At 65.8% G+C, this 24,292-nt stretch carries 21 protein-coding genes, 2 pseudogenes and 2 riboswitches; of the genes and pseudogenes, 10 read left to right on the top strand and 13 right to left on the bottom strand.

Annotated features, from left to right (window positions below; all coding sequences use genetic code 11):
• Positions 1-220: 220 nt before the first annotated feature.
• Positions 221-448, bottom strand: a complete 228-nt coding sequence (locus ACTS1X_RS01620; RefSeq protein ID WP_442612644.1) for an AbrB/MazE/SpoVT family DNA-binding domain-containing protein — start codon at positions 446-448, stop codon at positions 221-223.
• 83 nt (positions 449-531) lie between these two features.
• On the opposite strand from ACTS1X_RS01620, the gene ACTS1X_RS01615 reads away from it, so the two are divergent.
• Positions 532-1,575 (top strand): restriction endonuclease, encoded by a 1,044-nt coding sequence (locus ACTS1X_RS01615; RefSeq protein ID WP_442612643.1) that lies wholly within the window; start codon positions 532-534, stop codon positions 1,573-1,575.
• A 158-nt stretch (positions 1,576-1,733) separates the two neighbouring features.
• Here ACTS1X_RS01615 and ACTS1X_RS01610 read toward each other — a convergent pair whose 3' ends face one another.
• A complete protein-coding gene (locus ACTS1X_RS01610) occupies positions 1,734-1,964 on the bottom strand; it encodes a hypothetical protein (protein ID WP_442612642.1) in 231 nt (76 codons plus the stop codon).
• 225 nt (positions 1,965-2,189) lie between these two features.
• Positions 2,190-3,980: pseudogene (gene thiC / locus ACTS1X_RS01605) on the bottom strand (phosphomethylpyrimidine synthase ThiC); the annotation flags it as partial.
• Positions 3,981-4,022: 42 nt separating this feature from the next.
• Positions 4,023-4,137, bottom strand: a riboswitch (TPP riboswitch).
• A gap of 106 nt (positions 4,138-4,243) precedes the next feature.
• On the opposite strand from thiC, the gene ACTS1X_RS01600 reads away from it, so the two are divergent.
• The gene (locus tag ACTS1X_RS01600; RefSeq protein WP_442612641.1) at positions 4,244-6,298 is read left to right on the top strand and encodes a prolyl oligopeptidase family serine peptidase; all 2,055 of its coding nucleotides are present in this window, start codon (positions 4,244-4,246) and stop codon (positions 6,296-6,298) included.
• 171 nt (positions 6,299-6,469) lie between these two features.
• On the opposite strand, the gene ACTS1X_RS01595 is transcribed toward ACTS1X_RS01600, so the two are convergent.
• From ACTS1X_RS01595 to ACTS1X_RS01555, 9 genes are all read right to left on the bottom strand, one after another.
• Positions 6,470-8,026 carry a flavin-containing monooxygenase gene (locus ACTS1X_RS01595; RefSeq protein ID WP_442612640.1) on the bottom strand — a complete coding sequence of 519 codons (1,557 nt, stop codon included), beginning with the start codon at positions 8,024-8,026 and terminating at the stop codon, positions 6,470-6,472.
• A gap of 108 nt (positions 8,027-8,134) precedes the next feature.
• Positions 8,135-8,515 carry a hypothetical protein gene (locus ACTS1X_RS01590; RefSeq protein ID WP_442612639.1) on the bottom strand — a complete coding sequence of 127 codons (381 nt, stop codon included), beginning with the start codon at positions 8,513-8,515 and terminating at the stop codon, positions 8,135-8,137.
• A gap of 27 nt (positions 8,516-8,542) precedes the next feature.
• On the bottom strand, positions 8,543-9,184 hold the full coding sequence (locus ACTS1X_RS01585) for a hypothetical protein (RefSeq protein WP_442612638.1): 642 nt from the start codon (positions 9,182-9,184) through the stop codon (positions 8,543-8,545).
• A 98-nt stretch (positions 9,185-9,282) separates the two neighbouring features.
• Complete coding sequence (gene dinB / locus ACTS1X_RS01580; protein ID WP_442612637.1) at positions 9,283-10,404, bottom strand: DNA polymerase IV; 1,122 nt, start codon at positions 10,402-10,404, stop codon at positions 9,283-9,285.
• Positions 10,401-11,555, bottom strand: coding sequence for a serine hydrolase domain-containing protein (locus ACTS1X_RS01575; protein WP_442612636.1), 1,155 nt, complete (start codon positions 11,553-11,555; stop codon positions 10,401-10,403). The genes dinB and ACTS1X_RS01575 overlap by 4 nt, the downstream gene beginning before the upstream one ends.
• Positions 11,556-11,570: 15 nt before the next feature.
• Complete coding sequence (locus ACTS1X_RS01570; protein ID WP_442612635.1) at positions 11,571-11,960, bottom strand: DUF2141 domain-containing protein; 390 nt, start codon at positions 11,958-11,960, stop codon at positions 11,571-11,573.
• Positions 11,929-12,720: a sterol desaturase family protein gene (locus tag ACTS1X_RS01565; protein ID WP_442612634.1), complete on the bottom strand. Its 792-nt coding sequence runs from the start codon at positions 12,718-12,720 to the stop codon at positions 11,929-11,931. The genes ACTS1X_RS01570 and ACTS1X_RS01565 overlap by 32 nt, the downstream gene beginning before the upstream one ends.
• A gap of 187 nt (positions 12,721-12,907) precedes the next feature.
• On the bottom strand, positions 12,908-13,840 hold the full coding sequence (locus tag ACTS1X_RS01560; protein ID WP_442612633.1) for a cobalamin-binding protein: 933 nt from the start codon (positions 13,838-13,840) through the stop codon (positions 12,908-12,910).
• On the bottom strand, positions 13,840-15,762 hold the full coding sequence (locus ACTS1X_RS01555) for a TonB-dependent receptor plug domain-containing protein (protein WP_442612632.1): 1,923 nt from the start codon (positions 15,760-15,762) through the stop codon (positions 13,840-13,842). The genes ACTS1X_RS01560 and ACTS1X_RS01555 overlap by 1 nt, the downstream gene beginning before the upstream one ends.
• 173 nt (positions 15,763-15,935) lie before the next feature.
• A riboswitch (cobalamin riboswitch) is annotated at positions 15,936-16,156 on the bottom strand.
• A 109-nt stretch (positions 16,157-16,265) separates the two neighbouring features.
• On the opposite strand from ACTS1X_RS01555, the gene crtY reads away from it, so the two are divergent.
• The 4 genes from crtY to ACTS1X_RS01535 all read left to right on the top strand — a co-directional run bounded on the left by crtY (position 16,266) and on the right by ACTS1X_RS01535 (position 20,590).
• Positions 16,266-17,465, top strand: a complete 1,200-nt coding sequence (gene crtY / locus ACTS1X_RS01550) for a lycopene beta-cyclase CrtY (protein ID WP_442612631.1) — start codon at positions 16,266-16,268, stop codon at positions 17,463-17,465.
• Entirely contained in the window at positions 17,462-18,943 is a 1,482-nt protein-coding gene (locus tag ACTS1X_RS01545) for a phytoene desaturase (RefSeq protein ID WP_442612630.1), read from the top strand. Before crtY ends, ACTS1X_RS01545 begins: the two co-directional genes overlap by 4 nt.
• A 116-nt stretch (positions 18,944-19,059) precedes the next feature.
• On the top strand, positions 19,060-19,962 hold the full coding sequence (locus tag ACTS1X_RS01540) for a phytoene/squalene synthase family protein (protein ID WP_442612629.1): 903 nt from the start codon (positions 19,060-19,062) through the stop codon (positions 19,960-19,962).
• 148 nt (positions 19,963-20,110) lie between these two features.
• Positions 20,111-20,590 carry a hypothetical protein gene (locus ACTS1X_RS01535; RefSeq protein ID WP_442612628.1) on the top strand — a complete coding sequence of 160 codons (480 nt, stop codon included), beginning with the start codon at positions 20,111-20,113 and terminating at the stop codon, positions 20,588-20,590.
• Between the two features lie 194 nt (positions 20,591-20,784).
• Here the strand turns inward: ACTS1X_RS01535 and ACTS1X_RS01530 are convergent, their stop codons facing one another.
• Positions 20,785-21,318 (bottom strand): sterol desaturase family protein, encoded by a 534-nt coding sequence (locus ACTS1X_RS01530; RefSeq protein WP_442612627.1) that lies wholly within the window; start codon positions 21,316-21,318, stop codon positions 20,785-20,787.
• A 238-nt stretch (positions 21,319-21,556) separates the two neighbouring features.
• On the opposite strand from ACTS1X_RS01530, the gene sucC reads away from it, so the two are divergent.
• The 4 genes and pseudogenes from sucC to ACTS1X_RS01510 form a co-directional block, all read left to right on the top strand.
• Complete coding sequence (gene sucC / locus ACTS1X_RS01525; protein ID WP_442612626.1) at positions 21,557-22,750, top strand: ADP-forming succinate--CoA ligase subunit beta; 1,194 nt, start codon at positions 21,557-21,559, stop codon at positions 22,748-22,750.
• Positions 22,751-22,832: 82 nt separating this feature from the next.
• A complete protein-coding gene (locus ACTS1X_RS01520) occupies positions 22,833-23,210 on the top strand; it encodes a hypothetical protein (RefSeq protein WP_442612625.1) in 378 nt (125 codons plus the stop codon).
• 43 nt (positions 23,211-23,253) lie between these two features.
• The gene (locus ACTS1X_RS01515; RefSeq protein WP_442612624.1) at positions 23,254-24,000 is read left to right on the top strand and encodes an electron transfer flavoprotein subunit beta/FixA family protein; all 747 of its coding nucleotides are present in this window, start codon (positions 23,254-23,256) and stop codon (positions 23,998-24,000) included.
• 101 nt (positions 24,001-24,101) lie between these two features.
• A pseudogene (locus ACTS1X_RS01510) lies at positions 24,102-24,292 on the top strand (electron transfer flavoprotein subunit alpha/FixB family protein); the annotation flags it as partial.

Raw genomic sequence — 24,292 nt, 5'->3', positions numbered from 1 at the left:
CTTTCGAGCGGGCCGGGCTTTATCATCACACATCGTCATTGCGAGCGACCCCTTCGGCTGGCTGGCAAGCCAGCCGCTCAGGATAAACTCCGGGAGCGCGGCAATCCAGAGCGGCAGGCGAAACCGCTTGTGGCTCTGGATTGCCGCGTCGGCCCAAGAAAGACATGGGCCTCCTCGCAATGACGGATCGGATAATTCCAAGCCCGTCACTGTCGGAAGATCACTTCGCCAGTTCGCGCAGGACGTTGCGATCCCGCCGCATGATGCGCTCCGCCGCTTCCATCTGCTCGGCGAAAGAGGGATCGGCGACGGTAATGCGAATGCCGTCCGGCGCCTCGGTCAGATGCACGACATCCCCCGGCCCCACCCGCAGCCGCGCGAGCACCTCCTTGGGCAGGATAACCCCGGCGCTGTTGCCGATCTTGGTGATCTTGAGCGGGATGTTCATACGGGTGTTATAACGTCGATACGGCTAGCGACAAGAGCATAAAGTGATAAAATAATTTACAAAGAATAGCCGAAGAGAAATTGATGCTGGATTTCACCAACCTCCCACAAGATGGCATACGCTTCGAACAGCTTGTTCGCGATCTTCTTTTGCGCGCAGGTTTAAGGCCAACGTGGACCGGTGTGGGCGCAGACAGTGGCCGCGACTTGTTGGCGATAGAAAGCCTAAGCGGCCCATTGCACTCAACCGATGTGACCTGGTTGGTTGATTGTAAACACTATGCGCATTCTGGTCGTTCTGTTGGTGTGGCCGACGTTCCTGACATCGTGGACAGATGCCGGCGCGTCAATGCGACCGGCTTTCTGATGGCAACCTCAACACAACCGTCGTCCGAGTTGTCTCGCAAACTGCTGGAGCTTGGCGACCAAACTGACCTTGTTAGCCTCGTATGGGATAACGTCGAAATCGAAAATCGGCTTTTGACCCACACAAACTACTCACTTGCTCAAAACGCCTTTCATGACCCAAGGCCCGAGACATGGAAGATATTTTATACCGAGCGGGAAGAACGTTGGACAGCGCACTACAATGGCTGTTTCCTTTTCGTCGAAAGTCGTTCGGGGGTGGAACCGCCAAGCCTACTATTCTTAGAAGAAATCATCGCGGAATTGGATCGAATCGCGGTGGGGCCGGACGAAGCCATTCGAGTTCGTGCCATCTGGCACGACACGCCCAACGGCTGCTTTTATAGCTGCTGGGCAGACTATCTCGTTCCAGCGTCGGCAGTTCCAACGCTGACCAAGTATGAGATCGAGCGACAGCTTAGAGATAATATCGATGGCCAAGTTATTGACTGGGCAGTCCGACTACAAATCACTCTGCCTTTTTCCGATTATTTCGATCCCGACGACGATGCGTTTTATTCGGAGTTCAAAGAGCCACTATACCATAAAATCTACCGTTCACAGCCGACATCTACCTCTGCGGAAGATCCAGATTGGTGGGAGGTGCGGCCGCCCAAAATCCGAAGCTTCAACGATGCGCATATGTGGAACGAGCACAGAGAAAAGCACGGGTTCCAAGATGGAATGACAATGTCACCGCCTTACCGGAAAGATAATAACTAGTTCATCCGAACCGAAGATGCGTAGGAATTCAAACTGCGCGAAGATCTTTGGTCACCCCTCCGCCTTCACATACAACTTCCCGCCTTCCTCGCGAAACTTCTCGCTCATCTCCCCCATCCCGGCTTCCGCATCCTCTGTCGCTCCTCGTCATCCGGCACTCAGGCCGCTTCGGGCTCCAATTTGCGAGGCGATGCAACGAAGGGCCGGTCGTCGAGATCGCGCAGGCTGCTTGCGATGCGGGTGCGGTCGCTGATCAGACGGATAAATTGTGCATCGCAGCCCGAGATCGGTGTCGGGTAATCGGCGATCTCGTGCAGGAGCAGCGACAGCGCGCTTTCCAGTTCCATGCGTGCGCGCTCCAGCGCGTCTTCATAGGGTAGTTGCGTCATGCTGGTCTCCTTCGGTTGGGCCGACGACACGCTTCACTTGGCCGGGACGTAAAGATCGCCGCCTTCGCGATATTTCTTGGCCATCTTCGCCATGCCGGATTCGGCATCTTCCTCATCCAAATCCGCTTGGGCTGAGCTTGTCGAAGCCCTGCCTTTTTCTTTGAGGTCAGAGGAAGAGAAGGACGACCCTTCGACAGGCTCAGGGTGAGCGGGGTTGGAGTTTTCAGCCGCCAGATAGCTGTCCGAATTCTGCTTCGCCGCGAACTCCCTGACCTCCTGGCTAATCTGCATCGAGCAGAATTTCGGCCCGCACATCGAGCAGAAATGCGCGGTCTTCGCGCCTTCGGCCGGCAGGGTCTGGTCGTGGAAATCCTCGGCCGTATCGGGGTCGAGCGAGAGGTTGAACTGGTCGCGCCAGCGGAATTCGAAGCGGGCCTTGGATAGCGCGTCGTCTCTCACCTGCGCGGCGGGGTGGCCTTTCGCCAGATCGGCGGCGTGGGCGGCGAGTTTATACGTTACCACCCCGACTTTCACATCGTCGCGGTCGGGCAGGCCGAGATGCTCCTTGGGCGTCACATAGCAGAGCATCGCGGTGCCGTACCAGCCGATCTGGGCGGCGCCGATGCCGCTCGTGATATGGTCGTAGCCGGGGGCGATGTCCGTAGTTAACGGCCCGAGCGTGTAGAAGGGCGCTTCGCCGCAGGCTTCGAGCTGCTTCTCCATATTCTCCTTGATCTTGTGCATCGGCACATGGCCGGGGCCCTCGATCATCACCTGCACATCCTGGTCCCAGGCGACCTTGGTCAGCTCGCCCAGCGTGTAGAGCTCGGCGAACTGGGCTTCGTCGTTCGCGTCGTAGACCGAGCCGGGGCGCAGGCCATCGCCGAGGCTGAAGGCGATGTCATAGGCCTTCATGATCTCGCAGATTTCGGGGAAGCGTTCGTAGAGGAAGCTCTCCTTGTGATGGGAGAGGCACCATTTCGCCATGATCGATCCGCCGCGGCTGACGATGCCCGTCATGCGCTTGGCGGCCATCGGGACATAGGGGAGGCGGACGCCGGCATGGATCGTGAAATAGTCGACGCCCTGCTCGGCCTGCTCGATCAGCGTGTCGGCGAATATCTCCCAGGTCAGCTCCTCGGCGACACCGCCGACCTTTTCGAGCGCCTGATAGATCGGAACGGTGCCGATGGGCACAGGAGAGTTTCTGATAATCCATTCGCGGGTGTCGTGGATGTTGCGGCCGGTCGACAGGTCCATGACGGTGTCGGCGCCCCAGCGGATCGCCCAGACCATCTTGTCGACCTCGGCGGCGACGTCGGAGGCGACGGCGGAGTTGCCGATATTGGCGTTGACCTTCACGAGGAAGTTGCGGCCGATCGCCATCGGTTCGCTCTCGGGATGGTTGATATTGTTGGGGATGATCGCGCGGCCGCGGGCGACCTCGTCTCTCACAAACTCCGGCGTGACATATTCGGGGAGCGCCGCGCCGAAGCTCTCGCCCTCGGCGAGTTTGGTGCGGGCCTGTTCGGCATTGAACGCCCGGCCGAGATTTTCGCGCTCGGCGACATATTCCATTTCGGGCGTGACGATGCCCTGCCGCGCATAATGCATCTGGGTGACGTTGTGCCCGGGCTTCGCTCTGAGAGGCCGCTTGACGACATTGGGAAAGGGATCGACCCCGCCCGACCGGTCCGGGCCGAGCTGGCCGTTATCCTCGGGCTTCGTGTCGCGGCCGTCATAGCTCTCGACATCGCCGCGCGCCTCTATCCACTCACGCCGCATCGCCGGAAGCCCGGCCATGATGTCGATATGGGCTTCGGGATCGGTATAGGGGCCGGAGGTGTCGTAGACGCGGACCGGGGGCTCGTCGCCTTCCAGATGGATCTCGCGCATCGCGACGCGGACGCCGCTGCCGGAGCCGTTCGTTCCTTGGGCGGCAACGTGGATTTTCTTGCTGCCGCGAATCGGGCCGGTCGTGACGCCGATCTCGGTGCGGGCGGGAATGTCTGCCATATATCGTCTCTCCATCGTGTCGGAGAGGGTCTGCGGGTGTCCGGATGAACCACGCTCCCTCCCTCCGCCGGTGTCAACCGGATCAGGTTCTGCGGGTCGCGAGCCCTCTATAACTCGCCTCTCAACCGCAATGGGTGCGGTCCCCCGGGGAATGGGCGACGATAGGCGAAACGGATCGGCTTGTCATGGCTTTTCGATGTGACGGCGGGCGCCGGATTGTGCACAAGGCCTTTCGGGGAATACCGAAAACAGGAGAATGTCCGTTGAAGAAATCGATCGCCCTTTTCGCCGGCGTCACTGCCGTCAGCGTCGCCGCCCTTGCCGCAACCCCCGCACTCGCCCGGCCGATGACGCCCGAGGATGTGAGCCGCCTCGCCGATGTCGGCGGGATCGCGGTGTCGCCGGACGGCGCGCGGATCGCCTTCGGGCGGGGCCAGCTGCCGGACATACTTTCGGGCGCGGAAAACGGGTCGACCGATACCCGCCTGCACGTCGCGACCGCGGCGATGGCGGCGCAGGACTTCCTGCCCGAGGGGATGGACGTGAGCGGCATCCGCTTCTCGCCCGACGGCCGGATGATCAGCTTCCTGTGGAAACCCGAGGGCGAGGACGACGCGCACACCGCGCTCTACGGCATCCCGGTCGCCGGCGGCGGCCATCGCCGGCTCGCCGGTATCGAGGGCGCCGACATCCGCAGCTATGAATGGGCGCCGGACGGGCGGACCGTCTATGCGATCGCCGCGGCGGCGACCGATCCGCGCCGGGAGGCGGAAAGCGAGGCCGGGTTCAACGCGGTGATCTACGAGGAGGAGCAGCGGTTCAACCGGCTGTTCGCGGTGACGCCGGGCAGCGAGGCCGAGCCGCGCGCGCTGGCGATAGAGGGGCATGTGACCGAGCTGCGCGTGGCGCCGGACGGCGATTGGCTGGCGCTGCGCTGGGCGCCGACGACACGGGTCGACGACAGCTTCACCTCGCAGCGGGTCGTGATCGTCGACGCGGACGACGGCGCGATCCGGACGACGGTCGAGACGCCGGGCAAGATCGACGATTTCGAGATTTCGCCCGACGGATCGACGCTCTCGCTGATCGCCGCGGTCGACCGGCACGATCCCGCGCCGACGACCCTGCACATGGTGAACCCGGTCACCGGCACTTTCACCGCCGTCAACGCCGGGGCGGCCGAAGCGGTCGTCGACACCGAATGGCTGGCCGACGGCCGGCTCGCGACGATCTTCCATGTCGGCGCGCAGAGCGAGCTGCGCTTCTACGACGCGAGCGGCACGGTGACCGCGACGGTCGATCCCGGGGCGCTGATCCTCCGCCGCATCGAGGCGGCGGGCGACCGGCTGGCCGCGGTCGCCGACGCGCCGACGCATGCCAACGAGCTGTTCCTGTTCGACGGCGGCGGGTTCGCGCGCTGGACGACGCTCAACCCCTGGCTCGCCGATATCGACATGGGCGAACAGCGGACGATGACCTACCGGTCGCGCGACGGCCATACGGTCGAGGGGATCGTGATCGAGCCCGTGGGCGGCGCGCCGTCGGGCGGGGCTCCCGCGATCCTCACCGTCCATGGCGGGCCCGAGGCGCATTATTCGAACGGCTGGCTGACCCGCTATTCGATGGCCGGGCAGGTCGGCGCGGGCCGCGGCTATGCGGTCTTCTACCCCAATTATCGCGGCAGCACCGCCTATGGCACGGACTTTTCCAAGCTCCACCAGGGCGATTATGCGGGCGGCGAGTTCAACGACCTGGTCGACGGCATCCAGGCGCTGGGCGCCGAAGGGCTCGTCGATCTCGACCGGGTCGGGATCACCGGCGGCTCCTATGGCGGCTATGCGACGGCCTGGGGCGCGACCGCGCTGACCGAGCATTTTGCCGCGGCCGTGATGTTCGTCGGCATCTCGAACCAGATCTCCAAATTCGGCACCGGCGACATCCCGAACGAGATGTATCTCGTCCATTCGCGCGCCTGGCCGTGGGAGGACTGGCAGGCGATGCTCGAGGTCAGCCCGATCTTCCACGCGGGCCAGGCGCGGACGCCGATCCTGATCCTGCACGGCGAGGACGACACCCGCGTCGATCCGGGCCAGAGCTACGAGCTCTACAACGCGCTCAGGATCCGGACCGAAACCCCGGTCCGGCTCGTCCTCTATCCGGGCGAGGGCCATGGCAACCAGCAGGCCGCGGCCCGCTACGACTATAATGTCCGCCTGATGCGCTGGATGGACCATTATCTGACCGGCCCGGGCGGCGAACCGCCGGCGCCGCGGATCGCGCTGCCGGAAGGGACGGTGGGGACTGCGGCGAGCGAATAAGGGTCGGCGCGGTTCATCAGGGACCGGCGATGCGAGCGATTGTCTTCATGCGCGTCGTCATTGCGAGCGCAGCGAAGCAATCCAGAGCCACTTGTGATGACGCTTGCGGCTCTGGATTGCCGCGTCGCCTTCGGCTCCTCGCAATGACGGTTTCGCCAAGAATAGTGGCCGTTAACCTGCGGTCGTCACCGCCTCCGGTTCCGCCTTCTCCGTCTCGCGCGTATAGACGAACTCGCTGCCCTCGAGATCGATCGCGGGGATGATGTCGCACTCGGTCCAGTAGTCCTGCGTATGCCGCCATTCGGGCTTGTCGCCGGCCTTGGGCAGCAGGTGCATGTCGCGCATCAGGTAATTGGGGTTGAAGTCGTCCGGATCGACCCAGGGGCCGATCGGCATGTCGGCGTCTTCGGGGCGCAGCGCGACCTCGACACGGGCCGTGCCCGTCGCGTCCATATGGTTGAGCAGCTTGCAGACGAAATCGGCGACGATGTCGACACGGAGCGTCCAGCTCGCCCGGAAATAGCCGAAGATCCAGACCATGTTCGGCACGCCGGTGAACATCATCCCGCGATAGGTGATCGTCTCGGGCCAGCGCACCGGCTCGCCGTCGACGGCGAAGGGGATGTCGCCGAGCACCGACAGGTTGAAGCCCGTCGCGGTGACGATGATGTCGGCCTCGATCTCCTCGCCCGAATTGAGCCGTACGCCCTTTTCGGTGAAGCGGTCGATCGTGTCGGTGACGATGCTGGCCTTGCCGCCGGCGATCCCCTGGAACAGGTCGCCATCGGGGATGAAGGCGAGCCGCTGCTGCCAGGGCCGGTATTTGGGGGTGAAATGCGTCGCGATGTCGAAATCCTCGCCGAGGAATTCGCGCACGCCCGCGAGCAGCTCTTCCTTCACGACTTCGGGTTCGGTCTTGCAGCGGCTCGTCGTCTGGAGCTGGTCGAACAGGATCTTCTTGCGGACGATCGGGTGGATGATCTCCTCGTCGATCTCGATCTCGCGCAGCGTGTCGGCCAGCTCGTTGGCGTTTGGCGCGGGCCAGAAATAGGTCGGCGAGCGCTGGAGCAGGGTGACATGCGCCACCTCTTCGGCGATCGCCGGGACGAGCGTCGCCGCCGTCGCGCCCGAGCCGATGACGAGCACGCGCTTGCCCTTCAGGTCGGCGTTCTCGGGCCAGAGCTGCGGATGAATGATCTCGCCGGCGAAATCGTCCATGCCTTCCCATTCGGGCGTGTAGGGCTGTTCGTGATTGTAATAGCCCTGGCACATCCAGAGGAAATTGGCGGTGAAGGTCTTGCGTTCGCCGCTGTCGTTATCCGTCGCCTCGACCGTCCAGAGATTGTCGGCGCGCGAGAAATGCGCGCCCGTGATCGTATGGCCGTAGCGGATATGCGGCGCGATATCGTTCTCCGTGATCACCTCGCCCATATATTTGAGGATTTCCTTGGCGCTCGCGATCGGGGCGGAGGTCCAGGGCTTGAAGCGATAGCCGAAGGTGTAGAGATCGCTGTCCGAGCGGATGCCGGGATAGGTATGGGTCACCCAGGTGCCGCCGAACGTGTCCTTCTTTTCGAGGATCAGGAAGCTCTTGCCCGGGCACTGGTTCTTCAGGTGCCAGGCGGCGCCGATTCCCGATATGCCCGCGCCGACGACCAGCACGTCGACATGGTTGCCGCCGGGAGCCGCATCGTCCGTCGCACCCGTCTGCTGGCTCGGCATGTCCATAATCTCTCTCCCTCGATGCTGCACTTTTGCTGCGCAGCATGGCGGCCCGCATTGACATGAGTCAAATGCCGGCGTTCCGCGAAAAGTGCGATCCCGCGCTCGGGGGTCTCAATCGGCCGGCTTGGCCCCGAACCCGGCGACGGCGTAGAACGCGGCGGCGGCCAGCAAAGTCGCGCTGCCGATGAACGGGCCGACCGCGCCGTAGATCAGCGCCGCATCCGCCGCGAGCAGAAGCGCGCAGCCGAACAGCAGCGCCCGGAGCGAGGCCAGGCCGAACCAGGCGGCGGCGAGCGCTCCGATCGCGATCGCGAGCCAGTGGACGGAGGGAAAGAGCCAGATCGTCGGAATGGCGCGGGCGAAGAAGGACCGGTCGGCAAGCCCGTCCACCCAGGCCGCGATCTCGGCAAAGCCGGTAAAGTGCAACGCGGCCGTGCCCGCCAATATGAGGCTGCCTGCCGCCACCAGGGCGATGGTTCCGCTGCGTTTCACCGTATCATCCCCGTCCGGCGCCGTGCATCATTCGCCCTCGTCCCAGCCGGCCTCGTTGCACTCGAACACGCTGCCTTCGCCCTCTGGCTCGACGAACGAGACGAGCCCGTAATAGTCGTACATCACCCCGTCCTCGCCAAGCGCGGTGCGCCGCATGCTGCCGTCGCGATTGACCGGATAGCCGGCATCGGCGAGCGCCGCGGCGACCGTTTCGACCGGCGCTTCGAAATGGACCCGCATCGCCGCGGGCATGTCGGTGCGCGGGAGGAATTTGTACGATACCGCGTCGACGGGCAGGCCGAGCCAGGATCCCGCGAGGCCGACGTAAATCGTATACCGGTCGTCGTCCGGAAGGGGCAGGATGACGCTCGGATAGACGGCAATGCCCGCCACCTCGAAACTGGGGTTCGAGACCGGCTCCATCTCCTCTTCGTCCGCGAACCGGAAACTGTCCTCGAGCAGCATCGCGCGTCCCGCATCGGTGAGGAAGTTGCAATTGGCCGCGTCGTCCGTCGCGAGAATGGCGTCCAGCGCCGGCGGCCCGGGTTCGGCCGTTTCGGTCCCGCCGGCGTCCGCCTCGGACGGCTGCGCATCCGTTCCGGCCGCGGTTTCCGAACAGGCCGTCAGCAGCATGATGCCGAACGCGGCCGCACCCCATGGCATTCTCATCGTCGATATCCCCCCTTTTGTATTTTCCCGCCGCGCAGATTTTCTTCCATATTAACAATTGTCAAGCCGTGCGGGAGCCGTCGCGGCGCGCCTGCTGCTCACAGTTCGAGGCCCAGCTGCGCCGGGCCGGTCTCCATCGCCGTCTCCTCCTCCTTCGCGCCGAAGCCCGACATGGTGAGCCCCAGCAGGCGCACGCCGCGCGGGTCGGGGATCAGGGTGTCGAGCAGGTCGATGCCGGTCGCGAGCAGCGCGTCGCGGCTGGCGACCGGTGCGGCGAGCGAGCGGGCGCGGGTCGGGGTCTCGAAGTCCGAGTAGCGCAGCTTCAGGGTCACGGTGCGGCCGAAGCTGTCCGATTTTTCCGCGCGTTCCCAGACGGTATCGGCGATCTCTTCGAGCTTGGCGACCATCGCATCGCGATCGTGCAGGTCTTCGCCATAGGTGCGTTCGGCGCCGAGCGACTTGCGGATGCGGTTGGGCCTGACCTCGCGGTCGTCGATCCCGCGCGCGGCGCGGTAATAATAGCCGGCGCTCTTGCCGAAATGCGCCGCGAGGAATTCGCGCGATAGCGCGCGCAGGTCCGCGCCGGTCTCGATGCCGAGCCGCTGCATCTTCTCCGCCGTCTTGGGTCCGACGCCGTGGAAGCGGCGGACGGGAAGCCGGGCGACGAATGCCGGCCCCTGTTTCGGCGTGACGACGCAGATGCCGTCGGGCTTGTTCTGGTCCGAGGCGATCTTGGCGAGGAACTTGTTGTAGGAGACGCCCGCCGAACAGGTGAGGCCCGTCGCCTCCTTCACCCGCGCGCGGATTTCCTCGGCGATCGCGGTCGCGGTCGGCAGCTTGCGATAGACGGTGACGTCGAGATAGGCTTCGTCCAGCGACAGCGGCTCGACGAGATCGGTATAGCTCCGGAAAATCCCGCGAATCTGGTTGGAGACCGCGCGGTAGATGTCGAAGCGCGCGCGCACGAATATGAGGTCCGGGCAGCGCCGCTTGGCGGTGACCGAGGGCATCGCCGAGCGCACGCCATATTCGCGCGCCTCGTAGGAGGCGGCCGCGACCACGCCGCGCCCGCTCGAACCGCCGACCGCGACCGGCTTGCCCCTCAGCTCCGGATTGTCGCGCTGTTCGACCGACGCATAGAAGGCGTCCATGTCGATATGGATGATCTTGCGCGGCGGCGGCGGATCGTCGGGGGCGGCATCGGGCGGCGTTTCGGTCACCCCCGCCTTATGCCGCGAACCGGCCGCGCCGTCAGCCCGCCTTGGGGCGACAGGATCGGGCTGGCAGTGCAGGGCGGGCGCGCCGCGCAGTCCGCGAGCAGCGCGGGGAGGATATGGTTTTCGATCAGCGCGTCGGTCTGTTCGTGCATGTCGCGGCGGTTGTAATTGGTGCTGAGGATCGTGACGACCGCGTCGAGTTCCGGGAAGACCGCGACCTTGTTGCCGCCATTGCCGGACATCATCAGCGCCGAATAGTCGCGCTCTGCGCCGGGCGCGCGGAAATTGCCGAACCACCAGAGATAGCCATAGGACTGGTCGGGCGTCGCCCGGACGCGGGGGCGGTAGAGCGCGCGGACCCAGTCGCGCGGGACGAGCTGGGCGCCCTCATGCGCGCCGCCGTCGAGCACGAGCCGGCCGAGCGCGGCGAAATCGCGGGCGCGCAGGCCGAGCTGCCCGCCGGTCTGGACGACGCCCTCGGGCGCGCGCCGCCAGACGGGATCGGCGATGCCGAGCGGATCGAAGAGGCGGCGCTGGACATAGGCCTCGAACGGCTCGCCGACCGCGCGTTCGACGACGCGGCCGAGCAGGAAGACGCCCGCCGTGCAATAGGAGAAGCGGCCCTGCCCGCTTTCTTCATGGCGGCGATACGCTTCGTCGACCGGGATATCGAGCGCGAAGCGCGTCCAGTCGCGCGTATCGTACATCCGCTCCTCGTTGCCGGGGCTCTGCATCGTCCAGTCATTGCAGTCGAGCGCCGAGGACATGGTCAGCGCGTCATGGAGCGTGATCGCGCGCTTGGCGTCTCCGTCATGGGCGATCGGCTCTTCCGCCGCGAAGAAGGACAGGAGCGGCAGGTCGACGCCCGCGAGCGCGCCGTCCCCGACCGCCATGCCGAGCGCGAGCGCGGTGATCGACTTGCCGGCGGACCGCGCATCGATCCGCGAGTCCGGGCCGCTCCCGCGATAATAGTCCTCGAACAGGGTCTCGCCGCCCCGGTCGACGACGATCGCCTCGATCCGGCGATAGTCGCCGCCGTCGATCGCTGCGGACAGGGCGGCGAGGCCGAGCGTATCGGTGATCGGCGGCGCATCGTCGGCCGCGGCCGGCGCCGCGAAAAGCAGCGCAAGGGCGATCGCGGCGATCCGGTTCATCCTCCGCGCCGACCCTTAGAGGAAGTAGCGCATCCGGATCATCTGCACGTCGCCGCGATTGCCGAGCGTGAAGCGGGCCGAGGAGAAGCGCGGCGGGCCGAAGGAGAAGCGCGGGTTGCGCGAGAAGCCGATGCCTTCGCGCGGGATGCCGGCGAACCGGTCGAGCCGCGAATTGCCGTTCTCGTCGTGCAGGATGGCGATCGCATAGTCGCCGGACGGCAGGTTGGCGAACCGCACCGTGCGGGCGTCGCGGACGCGGAAGGTTTCCTTGGTCGCGGCCGGGTCGTTTTCGCAGTCGGGAAAATGGGCTGCGTCGCGGGTCACGCAGACATGGAGCAGCCCGTTGTCGGATCTCAGATCCTCGATATTGACTTCAAGCTGGCCGCTCGGGCTGACCCCGCCCAAGAGCAGAAACGCCGCCGCCGCGGCCCCGGCTTTCGCCGTCGAAGCTGCCCAGCCCCGTGTCCGTCCGGCAGAGCCGGTCCCAGAACCGGAAATATAACCCATAATTACACCTATAGTCTGCGTGATGCCGCTGATGATGGCTTGCCGTTATCAGCCAGCGCCCTGCTACCCCTTCGACTATTAACCTAGGGAAAATTTCCCAGCCCATGTGATTTGTCACCCCCATTATCGTCATAACGATCAAAACGATAGCCAAAGCGACGGCATGGATGGGGATCAGGAAAACGAGCGCCGGGACGAAGACGGCCAGCGTCAGCGCCTCGATCGGGTGGAAGCTCATCGCGGCCCAGGCGGTGGGCGGGCGGCTGGCATGGTGGACGGCATGGGCGATCCGGAAGATGCGCGGCCGGTGCATCCAGCGATGGGTCCAGTAGAACCAGGTGTCCTGCGCGAGCAGGTAGAGGAAGACCGATACCGGCAGGTACCAGAGCGGATAGTCCGCGATATCGGTGTAGATCAGCGTCCAGCCCCGCGTGTCCCAGCCCCAGGCGACGATGCCCGCGGGCACGCCGTAGACCGCCGCGCTCAGCAGCGACCAATAGATTTCGCGGCCGATCTGCGGGCGCAGGCGCGCATAGAGGCCGGGGCGGACCCTGCCCGTCAGCCAGGCGAAAAAGCCGCTCGCGGCGAGATAGCGCAGCCCGACGATCAGCGTCATGGCGAGCGCCGAGAGCAGGATGGCGGTGAGGCTGCCGGTCATGCGGGGCTTCATAGCGCGGCCCCGTCACCGGGTATAGCGTATCCCGCACGACGTTTCCCTTGGGCAATCGGGCTTGGCCGTCATTGCGAGGAGGCCCGAACGTGTTCGGGGCGACGCGGCAATCCAGAGCCGCCTGCGATAGCGCCTGCTGCTCTGGATTGCTTCGCTCCGCTCGCAATGACGATGCTCACCTTGAAGTCATTGGTATCCAGTGTTCGGATCGCTCGCTCGATTGCCCGCGCCAGGCCGCGACGATCTCGGCCACGATTTCGGCCGATCCGACGATGCGCGGGCCCGGCCGATTGAAGAAATGATGGCCGTCGGCGATATAGACATGGCCGGTCTCGACCGCGCGCATCGCGGTCCAGCGCGGATCGCCGGCGACCGCCTCGATATCGGCGAGGCTCTGCGGAATCCGGTAGCCGCACGGCATCAGGATCAGCAGGTCGGGATCGGCCGCGACCAGCTCGTCCCAGTCGAGAAAGGCCGAATGTTCGCCCGGCTTCGCGAACAGCGGATCGCCCCCGGCGATGGAGATCAGCTCGGGAATCCAGTTGCCCGCGACCATCAGCGGGTCGAACCATTCGATCGCGGCGATGCGCGGCCGGGCCTGCCCGGGCGGCCGGCGCGCGATGAGATGGGCTAGCCGCGCCCGCAGGTCGCCGACCAGCGCGTCGGCCTGTGCGTTGCGGCCCGCCGCCGCGCCGACCGCGCGGATATCGGCCCAGACATCGCCGAGCGCGTCGGGCGCGGTCGAGACCAGCGCGGGCGGATCGCCCATCCAGTCGGCGAGCGCGGTTTCGAGATCGTCGGGCGTCACCGCGCACACCGCGCATTGCGTCTGGGTGAGGATGATGTCGGGCGCGAGCCGGCGGAGCAGCGGCGCGTCGACCTCGTACATCGAGAGTCCCTGGGTGACGATCTCCTGCACCCGCCGGTCGATCTCGACCGAGCGCAGCCCCTTTTCGAGCCGCGTCGAGGTGCAGACCGGCAGCTCCTTCACGAACGGCGGGAAATCGCATTCGTGCGAGCGCCCGACCAGGGCCTCGCCCAGGCCGAGCGCCACCGCGATTTCGGTCGCGCTCGGCAGCAGCGAGACGATGCGCGGTGCGTCGCCCATCAGAAACGCGCGCGCAGGCCGGCAAAGGCGCCGATGCCGGGATTGGCGAAGCTGAAAATCTGTTCGTAGGATTCGTCGAACAGATTTTCGACGCGCGCGGTCAGCTCGACGCCCTCGGCCAGCCGCAGCGAACCGGCGAGCGAAACGAGCGTGAACGCGTCGAGCGTTACCGTGGTCGGGACGAAGCTGGGGTCGAGAAAGGCATTGTCGGTCTGCGATCCGCTGTGGCGGACGATCAGCGCCAGCCCGCCGCGCTCTTCAGGCGCGGTCCAGGCGATCGCGACATTGGCCGTGTCGCGCGGCCGCCGGAGCTCGCGCACGCCGTTCTCCCGCGCCGTGAGCCGCGTATAGCCCGCATCGATCCGCCATTGCGGGCCGAGCCGGGCGCGCAGGAAGGTCTCCACGCCATGCTGGCGCGATTCGGTCGTGCGGTTGGCCGGGGTGGCGAGGAAGTCGGGCGGCGGGAAATCGGTGAAGATCTCGTCTTCCAGCCTGCTTTCGAAATAGGTCGCGCCGATCGTGACCGCGCCCTGGGCGAGCTCCTGTTCGAGCCCGATCTCCCAGCCTTCGGAGCGTTCGGGCGCGAGGGCCGCATTGCCGATAAAGCGGCCGTCGACGAAACCGAACAGCTCGAAGAAACCCGGATTCTTGATCCCCGAACCGGCGGCGGCGCGGGCGCGCAGGCCGAAATCGAAGCGGTAGCTGCCCTGCACGCGGTAGGTCAGCGTGTCGTCGAAGCGCGAATTGTCGTCGAAGCGCAGCGCCGCGCCGAGCGCCAGCCGGTCATTGGCGACCAGCCCATATTCGGCGACGAGCCCGAGATTGCGGATCTGGCGGCGGCCGGTGAAGGCGAAGCCGCCCGGCGTCGTGTTGCGGAAGCGCTCGCGCTCCCAGTCGCCGGCGAAGGTGATCGTATGGCGCAGCGCTTCGCTGCCGAGGCGCAGGCTCGACACGTAGGAGGCCTTGAGCCGCTGCCCTTCGCTGCCCGAATCGCGGACATCGTTGCCGAACCCGTCGCGCTCGATATCGGCGATCTGGCCGGTCAGCGCATGGGTCCAGCGGCCGTCGAGCAGGTCGACCTCGCCGCCGGCCAGCGCATAGAGCCCGCGATTGGAGACATGGGTGCCGGGCGAATCGACGGCGAATCCGAAGGTCGGGCTGCCGGGCGTGAAATCCTGGTTGTTGAACTCGCTGTCGGTGTCCGACCAGCGGCCGACGAAGCGGAGCCGGGCGTTGGGCGCGGGCGTCCAGAGCGCGTTGACCGAGACGCTGTCGGTCGTCTTGTCGAGGGTGCGCGTCCCGCCGCGCGTGCCGACCGTGCCGTCGGTGCCGAGATGCGTCGCCGAGATCGCATAGTCGAGATCGCCGGCGACCCCCGCATAGCGCGCGGCGGCGTTGAACGTGCCGAACGAGCCGCCCTCGGCGCGCAGCCTGAGGCCCGGTGCCTCGCGCCCGGACAAAGTGATGTAATGGATCACGCCGCCGATCGCATCCGAGCCGTAGAGCGCGCTTTGCTGGCCGCGCAGCACCTCGATCCGCGCCGCGGAATCGATCGCGAGGCTGCCGAAATCGAACTCGCCGAAAAAGGGATCGGAGACTTCGATGCCGTCGATGAGGACGAGCGTGTGATTGGCCTCGGTGCCGCGGATGCGGACCTGGGTCTGGCCGGCGATGCCCGATACCGCGAGGCCCGGCACGTCGCGCAATATGTCGGCGATCTCGCGCGCCTGGCGCCGGGTCAGCGCTTCGTCGTCGATCACGGTCAGAGCGGCGCCGATCCGGTCGGCGGGCACGGGATCGGGCGCCCGGGTTCCGGTGACGACGAGCTGTTCGCGATTGCCGTCCGGCGGTCCGGCCTGCGCGGCGGCGACGGCCGGGAGGAGCAATGCCGACAGGGCAACGCTTCTGGTCAGGATAGTCATGGGTCTTCGGTCTCCGCATGCCGAGCGATACCGGCGGGACCTCCGCGCCGATGCGCGGCCGTCCTGTCCGGGAAGCGGCATGCAGCGCCCGCCCGTACAGGCCGAAGCGGCCCCGGCCGCTTCATGTCGCTCAGACAGAAACCGTTCCGCGCCTGGCCAATCCTTGAGCCCGGCAAGAGCGACGCGCGTCGGTCGGTCTCCTGGCTCGCGGGTCGTCACGCCTCCTGCGCCTTCCCAGGTTTCCCCAGTGGCCGCCGCCCGTCCGGGCCGCGTGCAGGCTGCGCTCGCCGCTTACAGTTACAAGGATAGCTGCGGATTTGGGCCCCGAAGGTCCGCACCGCATTCCCGTTACCGGCGCGCATGAACGGCGCCGCCGGTCGCCCGGCATCGCCATTCGCGGAACGGCATAGCGCGATCGGCCGATTGCGCAAGTGGCGATCGGGCGCGCCCTGTCCCCAGTTACAGGCTGTTCGCCGCGCCGGCTTTTCGGTATTGCGCCCGCCATGGGTCAAGCGCGGGCCGGGTCCGGCCATAATCTCGACTGCGACATCGCTATCCTCGGCGGGGGTCTCGCCGGCGGGCTGATCGCGCTGGCGCTGAACCGCGCGCGGCCCGATATCCGCCTCAGGCTGATCGAGGCGGGCGACACGCTCGGCGGCAACCATGTCTGGTCCTTCTTCGAGGGCGATGTCGGCGCGGAGGGGATGGCGCTGCTCGAACCCCTGATCACCCATCGCTGGGACGATTACGAGGTGCGCTTTCCCGCGCACCGGCGCACGCTCGCCATGGCCTATCATTCGATCCGGTCGGCGCAGTTCGACGCGGTCGTGCGCGCCGCGCTGCCGGGCGATGCGATCCGGACGGGCGCGGCGGTCGCGACGGCGAGCGCGGACCATGTGACGCTCGACGGCGGCGAGGAGATCGCGGCGCGCGCGGTGATCGACTGCCGCGGCGCGGGCGATCTCGAGACGCTCGACGCGGGCTGGCAGAAATTCGTCGGGCTGGAGCTCGAACTCGCCGCGCCGCACGATCTGGCGCGCCCGATCATCATGGATGCGACGGTCGAGCAGATCGACGGCTATCGCTTCGTCTACGTCCTGCCGTTCGGCCCGACGCGCCTCTTCGTCGAGGACACCTATTACAGCGACGGGCCCGCGCTCGACGCCGAGACGGTGGAGCGCCGCGCGCTCGCCTATGCCGCGGCGCAGGGCTGGTCGGTGGCGGAGATCGTCCATCGCGAGAAGGGCGTCCTCCCCGTCGTCTGCAACGGGTCGTTCGGCGAATATTGGCGCTCGACCGGCGCGGTGCCCAAGGCCGGGGTGCGCGCCGGCCTGTTCCATCCGGTGACCGGCTATTCGCTGCCCGAGGCGGTGCGCAGCGCGCTCTTCATCGCCGGCCATGCGGACCTGCCGGGCGCGGAACTGCACGGGCGGCTGTTCGCGCGGGCGGCGCAGGGCTGGCGCGACGCGAGCTTCTACCGGATGCTGGACAGCATGCTGTTCTACGGCGCCGACACGTCGGACCGATATAAAATCCTCGAACGCTTTTATCGGCTGAAGCCCGCCCTTATATCGCGCTTCTATGCGGGGCGCAGCCGCTGGACCGACAAGCTGCGCATCGTATCCGGAAGGCCGCCTATCCCGGTTAGCCGTGGCGTCAAAGCCATCATCAAGAGCAAGACACGAAAGAGCGGACACACATGACCAAGGCAGCCGTAATCGGCGCGGGGTTCGGGGGACTGGCGCTGGCCATCCGCCTGCAATCGGCGGGCATCGAGACGACCGTGATCGAGGGGCGGGACAAGCCTGGCGGCCGCGCCTATTATTGGGAGCGCGACGGCTTCGTCTTCGACGGCGGGCCGACCGTGATCACCGATCCCGATTGCCTGACCCAGCTCTGGGAACTGACCGGCGCGGACATGAAGGACGATGTGGCGCTCGAACCCGTCTTTCCCTTCTACCGGCTCAACTGGCCCGACGGCACGAATTTCGACTATTCGAACGACGAGGTCGATCTCACCAGGGAAATCGAAAAGCTCAATCCGGCCGATGTCGAAGGCTATCGCCGCTTCCTCGAATATTCGGCCGGGGTGTACGAGGAAGGGTATCTGAAGCTCGGCGACGTGCCGTTCCTCGATTTCAAGTCGATGCTCAAGGCGGCGCCGGCGCTGGCGCGCAAACAGGCGTGGCGCTCGGTCTATTCGATGGTCGCGAGCTTCGTCGAGAACGAGAAGCTCCGCGAGGCGCTGTCCTTCCACACGCTGCTCGTCGGCGGCAGCCCGATGAAGACGAGTTCGATCTACGCGCTGATCCACAAGCTCGAAAAGGACGGCGGCGTCTGGTTCGCGAAGGGCGGCACCAACAGGCTGATCGCCGGCATGGTCGCGCATTTCGAGCGGATCGGCGGCACGGTGCGGATCGGCGACCCGGTCGTCGATATCGAGACCAAGGGCGAGCGGGTGACCGGGCTCGCCTGCGAAAGCGGCTGGCGCGACGATTTCGACGCGGTGGCGAGCAATGCCGATATCGTCCACAGCTATCGCGACCTGCTGACCAGCACCCGGCGCGGCGAGCGCGCGACGAAAAGCCTGATGCGCAAGCGCTATTCGCCCTCGCTCTTCGTCCTGCATTTCGGGGTCGAGGGGACCTGGCCGGGCATTCCGCACCACATGATCCTGTTCGGCCCGCGCTATCACGGGCTCCTGAAGGACATCTACGATCATGGCGTGCTGGCCGAGGATTTCTCGCTCTATCTCCACCATCCGACGATCACCGATCCGTCGATGGCGCCCGAGGACTGTTCGACCTTCTACGCGCTCGCCCCGGTGCCGCATCTCGGCAAGTTCCCGGCGGACTGGGACCGGATCGGCGAGGAATATGCGAACCGCATCCTCGACCATATCGAGGCGCGGCTGATCCCGGGGCTCAAGGAGCGGATCAAGACGAAATTCTGGTACAGCCCCAAGGATTTCGCGACCGATCTCAACGCCCATCAGGGCAGCGCCTTCAGCCTCGAGCCGATCCTAACGCAGAGCGCCTATTTCCGCGTCCACAATCGCGACGATATCGTCGACAATCTCTATTTCGTCGGCGCGGGCACGCATCCGGGCGCCGGTATTCCGGGCGTCGTCGGCAGCGCCAAGGCGACGGCCGGGCTGATGCTGGAGGATATGGCGCGGTGAAAAGCTGATGCGCCACTGGATCCGATATCCGCGATTCTTCTTGTTAGACTCGACCTGTCGGTCGAGCGCGGCGCCGAGGCGAAGCCGAGGTCTGACAAAGAGATCAGTCATCTCACATGCCTGATCGCGCAACCCTCGTCGCCCAGGCCCGCGAGGCGATCGGGCGGGGATCGCAGAGCTTCGCCATGGCCTCCAAGCTGTTCGATCCCGAAACGCGCGAGCGGGCCTGGCTGCTCTATGCCTGGTGCCGCCGCTGCGACGATCTCGCCGACGGGCAGGCATTGGGGCACGACATGTCGGCCGTCGCCGATCCGGTGGCGCGGCTGGCCGAGATCCGGACGAAGACGGCGGCCGCCCTGGCCGGCCGGGCGACGGACGATCCGAGCTTCGACGCGCTGGCCGTGGTGGCGAAGGAATGCCGCATTCCCCGGCCGATGATCGACGATCATATTGCCGGCTTCGCGCTCGATGCCGAGGGCTGGGCGCCGCAGGACGGCAACGACCTGATCCGCTACTGCTATCATGTCGCGGGCGTCGTCGGCGAGATGATGGCGCTCGTGATGGGCGTGGCGCCCGGCGACGCGGCGACGCTCGGCCGCGCCCGGGATCTCGGCATCGCCTTCCAGCTCGCCAACATCGCGCGCGACATCGGCGAGGACGCGCGGAACGGGCGCTGCTACCTGCCGCGCGACTGGCTCGCCGAGAAGGACATCGATCCCGCGCGGCTGATGGATCCGGCCCATCGCCCGGCGCTCGCGGAACTGGCGCGGCGGCTTGCCCGGCGCGCCGGCCATTATGAGGAGAGCGCCCGCCGCGGCACGCCGGCGCTTCCCTTCCGTTCGGCCTGGGCGGTGCTCGCCGCGGCCGGCATCTATGGCGATATCGCGCGCAAGGTGGCCGCGCGGGGCGCGGCGGCGCTCGACGAACGCGTCTATACGACGCGGCGCGAAAAGCTCGGCTGGCTGTTCAGAAGCTGGCGCCAGGCATTGAATCGCGAGGCATATCGTTCCGCAGCATGACGGTTGATCCGGATATGAAAAACCCCACGTCATTGCGAGCGTAGCGAAGCAATCCAGAGCAGCAAGCGATGTCGACAGCCGCTCTGGATTGCTTCGTCCCCCGGATCAAGTCCGGGGTCCTCGCAATGACGGATGGATAGAGAGCTACATGGAATTCAACGGCCATCTGACGATCGAGCGTCCGGGTATCGTAGCGGCGATCCGCGAGCGGTTGCCAAACGCGCTGGCGGCGGACGGCTTTGCGATCTTCTCCGCAGTCCCACTGCGCGGTCGGCGCAACATGGGCTGGTTCGAGCGCTTCCGCACAGAGGTCCGGCGCACGCGCGGCAAGCGCGATTTCTCCGTGCGGATGGCCAGGGCCGTCCGGTTCGAGCTGCCGCTCGCGGGTACCGGGCGGCTGTCCTACACGATCAGCAATCCGCATCATGGCCGGGTTATCGCGCTGTTGGTGCTGGCGGCGACCCTTGCCGCCTATTTCGCCGACAGCTTCTTCGCCGCGCTGTTCGTCGCGGTCGTCGGCAGCGGGCTGATCGGGATTTTGCTGCATTACCGGATGCGCAAGAGCGTCGTGCGCTATCTCGGGCTGCTGCCGAGCCAGTACGGCAATCACCGGCTGTCGATGGGGTAGGGTTGGGGCTCATCCCTTTCGGACAAGGACGAGCGTTCCCCTCCCCTTGATGGGGAGGGGTCAGGGGTGGGGTGACCTGTCCGCAGACGCCATCGCGTGCCGATGGCTCACCCCCACCCAACCCTCCCCCATCAAGGGGAGGGCTTCGTTGGCTCGCCCGTTCGAAGGGACAAGCGCCGACGGGTTGGAGCCCTCTAGATGCTCTCCGGCTGCCGGTCGCCCTCGCGGAAGGTGCCGACCGGGGCGCGCACGCCTTCATGGCCGCGGCGTTTGAGTTCGGCCTTCAGCGCTTCGGGCTTGGGCGCGTAGAGAAAGCCGAAGCTGACCGTGCCGTCTTTCGTCTCGACGACATGGTGGAGCCGGTGCGCCTGGATGATGCGTTTCATGTAATTGGATTTCGGGATGTAGCGGTGATTCAGCCGCTTGTGCACGATGATATCGTGAAAGCCGAAATAGATCGCGCCATAGGCGGCGATGCCCGCGCCGATCCAGGTGAAGCCCGGCCACCAGCCGAGCTGCACGCCGCCGAGCAGCAGCACGAAGGACGGAATCGCGAAGATCAGCGCGTATAAATCGTTGAGTTCCCAGTTGCCGGTGCGCGGCCGGTGATGGCTCTTGTGCAGGAACCAGCCGAACCCGTGCATCACCCAGCGATGCGCGACATAGGCGACGCCCTCCATGAACAGGACGGTGCCGAAAAAGAGCAGGATGCCGAGCGACCAGTGCATGGGGGCGATATAGCGATGCCGGATGCGAAGTGCGAGGGGAGCTATACTTAAAATCCGTTTGGGCTGAGCCTGTCGAAGCCCTGTTCTTTCTTCGGTCAAAAAAGAAAGGCAGCCCTTCGACAGGCTCAGGGCAATCGGGTTTTTGAAGCGCTGCCACCCTTTTCATGCCCGCCCGACTATGCTTTAGCCGCGTCGAACCTTTCCGACTCCATCTGCCTGTCAGGAGCGCTTTGCCGCCATGAACATCCACGAATATCAAGCCAAGGAACTGCTCGCCAAGTTCGGGGTCGGGGTGCCCCGGGGGATCGCGGCGACCAGCGTCGAGCAAGCCGTGGCGGGCGCCGAACAGCTGCCCGGGCCGCTTTACGTCGTGAAGGCGCAGATCCATGCGGGCGGGCGCGGCAAGGGCAGGTTCAAGGAACTCGGCCCGGACGCAAAGGGCGGCGTGCGGCTCGCCAAATCGGTCGACGATGTGCGGCACGACGCCGAGGAGATGCTCGGCAACACGCTGGTCACCGTCCAGACCGGCGAAGCGGGCAAGGAGGTGAACCGCCTCTACGTCACCGACGGCGTCGACATCAAAGAGGAATATTATCTGGCGCTGCTCGTCGACCGGGCGACGGGCCGGGTCGCGATGGTCGTCTCGACCGAAGGCGGCATGGATATCGAGGCGGTCGCGCACGACACGCCGGAAAAGATCGCGACGATCACCATCGATCCGCTCGCCGGCTTCACCGAGGCCGACGGCCGCAAGGCGGCGGACGCGCTCAGGCTATCGGGCGATCTCGCCGATGCGTGCGTCAAGCTGACCGGCAATCTCTACGAGGCCTTCGTCAAGCTCGATTGTTCGATGCTCGAGATCAACCCGCTCGTCGAAACCGATGACGGCCAGCTGCTCGTGCTCGACACCAAGATGAGCTTCGATCCCAATGCCGAGTTCCGCCATCCCGACTGGGCGGAACTGCGCGACGAGAGCGAAGAGGACCCGATGGAGCTCGAGGCCTCGAAGCACGACCTCGCCTATATCAAGCTGGACGGCAATATCGGCTGCATGGTGAACGGCGCGGGCCTCGCCATGGCGACGATGGACATCATCAAGTTGAACGGCGCCTTTCCGGCCAACTTCCTCGATGTCGGCGGCGGCGCGTCGAAGGAGAAGGTGACCGCGGCGTTCAAGATCATCCTGTCGGACCCGGCGGTCGAGGGCATTCTCGTCAACATCTTCGGCGGGATCATGCGCTGCGACATCATCGCCGAGGGTATCGTCGCCGCGGCCAAGGAAGTGGAACTCGACGTGCCGCTGGTGGTTCGTCTGGAAGGGACCAATGTCGCGCAGGGCAAGGAGATTCTCGCCGATAGCGGACTGCCCATCGTCAGCGCCGACGATCTGGGCGACGCGGCGCGCAAGATCGTGGCGCAGGTCCGCAAATAGGGCACTGGATTTTTGCAGTGCAGCATGATAGTGACGTTTACGTGAACGTAAAGAGCGGAATGCGGGGCCAAGGAGGATGACGATGACGATTCGACTGATGATCATCACGGCCGGCGCGCTGGCGGTTGCCGGCTGCTCGGCCTCGGAAACCATCGAGGATATCGCGGCCGAGGCGCGCGCAGAGCAGGAACGGCTGGCCGAGGAAGCCCGGACGCGGATCGACGAAGCTTCGGCCGAAGCCCGGACGCGGATCGAGGAAGGCGCGGCGGCGACCGACATGCTGGGCGGCGAGCTGGACCGGCGGGCCGACGAGGCCGCGGGCCGGCTCGGCGAGCGGCTCGACCAGCTCGACGCCGAGGCAGACCGGCGGGCCGCCGAAATCGGCGACGCGGCCGATCGCCATGCCCGCGAGCTGGAACAGCGCGCCGACGAACTCGGGCAGCGGGCCAACGGAAACTAGAAGGACGCTGGTACAACAGCGGAAAAAGCAAGGAAGCAGTCAGATGAAAATACTCGTGCCCGTCAAGCGGGTGATCGATTACAACGTCAAGCCGCGGGTCAAGGCCGACGGTTCGGGCGTCGATCTCGCCAATGTGAAGATGTCGATGAACCCGTTCGACGAGATTTCCGTCGAAGAGGCGATCCGTCTGAAAGAGGCCGGCAAGGCCGAGGAAATCGTCGCCGTGTCGATCGGTCCGGCCAAGGCGCAGGAAACGCTGCGGACCGCGCTCGCCATGGGCGCCGACCGCGCGATCCTGGTCGAGACCGATGACGAGGTCGAGCCGCTGGCGGTCGCCAAGATCCTCAAGGGCATCGTCGACGAGGAGCAGCCGGGTCTCGTGATCCTCGGCAAGCAGGCGATCGACGACGATTCGAACCAGACCGGCCAGATGCTCGCCGCGCTGCTCGGCTGGGGCCAGGGCACGTTCGCCAACACGGTCGAGGTCGGCGACGGCAGCGTCGAGGTGAAGCGCGAGATCGACGGCGGCCTCCAGACCGTGAAGCTCAACCTGCCGGCGATCGTCACCACCGACCTGCGCCTCAACGAGCCGCGCTACGCCTCGCTGCCCAACATCATGAAGGCGAAGTCCAAGCCGCTCGATACGAAGAGCCCCGGCGATTACGGCGTCGATACCGCGCCGCGCCTCACGACCAGCAACGTCTCCGAGCCGCCGAAGCGCGAAGCCGGCGAGATCCTCGAGGATGTCGATGCGCTGGTCACGAAACTCAAAGAAATGGGAGTCGCCTGACCCACACCGTCAGCCCTGAGCTTGTCGAAGGGTGGTTATCGGCGGAGAGGCGGGCTTCGACAAGCTCAGCCCTAACGGAATAGGATTGAAGGAATAGAGATATGAAAACGCTCGTCTGGGTCGAACACGACAATAGCGAAATGAAGGATGCGACGCTCGCCGCGGTGACGGCCGCGTCGAAGCTCGGCGAGGTCCATGCGATCGTCGCGGGTTCCGGCTGCCAGGCCGTCGCCGACCAGGCCGCCACGGTCGCCGGCATCGGCAAGGTGCATCTCGCCGACGATGCCGCCTA

The sequence above is a fragment of the Parasphingopyxis sp. genome (assembly GCF_052168275.1).
In the GTDB taxonomy this organism is placed as follows: domain Bacteria; phylum Pseudomonadota; class Alphaproteobacteria; order Sphingomonadales; family Sphingomonadaceae; genus Parasphingopyxis.
The sequence above is the reverse complement of the archived record's forward strand: the minus strand, read 5'-3'. Positions and strand labels throughout refer to the sequence as shown.

Excerpts from the sequence above, each read along its gene's own strand:
- ACTS1X_RS01620 (WP_442612644.1), bottom strand. The coding sequence starts at position 448 with ATGAACATCCCGCTCAAGATCACCAAGATCGGCAACAGCGCCGGGGTT.
- ACTS1X_RS01615 (WP_442612643.1), top strand. The coding sequence starts at position 532 with ATGCTGGATTTCACCAACCTCCCACAAGATGGCATACGCTTCGAACAG.
- ACTS1X_RS01610 (WP_442612642.1), bottom strand. The coding sequence starts at position 1,964 with ATGACGCAACTACCCTATGAAGACGCGCTGGAGCGCGCACGCATGGAA.
- ACTS1X_RS01595 (WP_442612640.1), bottom strand. The coding sequence starts at position 8,026 with ATGGACATGCCGAGCCAGCAGACGGGTGCGACGGACGATGCGGCTCCC.
- ACTS1X_RS01585 (WP_442612638.1), bottom strand. The coding sequence starts at position 9,184 with ATGAGAATGCCATGGGGTGCGGCCGCGTTCGGCATCATGCTGCTGACG.
- ACTS1X_RS01575 (WP_442612636.1), bottom strand. The coding sequence starts at position 11,555 with ATGAACCGGATCGCCGCGATCGCCCTTGCGCTGCTTTTCGCGGCGCCG.
- ACTS1X_RS01565 (WP_442612634.1), bottom strand. The coding sequence starts at position 12,720 with ATGACCGGCAGCCTCACCGCCATCCTGCTCTCGGCGCTCGCCATGACG.
- ACTS1X_RS01560 (WP_442612633.1), bottom strand. The coding sequence starts at position 13,840 with ATGGGCGACGCACCGCGCATCGTCTCGCTGCTGCCGAGCGCGACCGAA.
- ACTS1X_RS01555 (WP_442612632.1), bottom strand. The coding sequence starts at position 15,762 with ATGACTATCCTGACCAGAAGCGTTGCCCTGTCGGCATTGCTCCTCCCG.
- crtY (WP_442612631.1), top strand. The coding sequence starts at position 16,266 with ATGGGTCAAGCGCGGGCCGGGTCCGGCCATAATCTCGACTGCGACATC.
- ACTS1X_RS01545 (WP_442612630.1), top strand. The coding sequence starts at position 17,462 with ATGACCAAGGCAGCCGTAATCGGCGCGGGGTTCGGGGGACTGGCGCTG.
- ACTS1X_RS01540 (WP_442612629.1), top strand. The coding sequence starts at position 19,060 with ATGCCTGATCGCGCAACCCTCGTCGCCCAGGCCCGCGAGGCGATCGGG.
- ACTS1X_RS01535 (WP_442612628.1), top strand. The coding sequence starts at position 20,111 with ATGGAATTCAACGGCCATCTGACGATCGAGCGTCCGGGTATCGTAGCG.
- ACTS1X_RS01530 (WP_442612627.1), bottom strand. The coding sequence starts at position 21,318 with ATGCACTGGTCGCTCGGCATCCTGCTCTTTTTCGGCACCGTCCTGTTC.
- sucC (WP_442612626.1), top strand. The coding sequence starts at position 21,557 with ATGAACATCCACGAATATCAAGCCAAGGAACTGCTCGCCAAGTTCGGG.
- ACTS1X_RS01520 (WP_442612625.1), top strand. The coding sequence starts at position 22,833 with ATGACGATTCGACTGATGATCATCACGGCCGGCGCGCTGGCGGTTGCC.
- ACTS1X_RS01515 (WP_442612624.1), top strand. The coding sequence starts at position 23,254 with ATGAAAATACTCGTGCCCGTCAAGCGGGTGATCGATTACAACGTCAAG.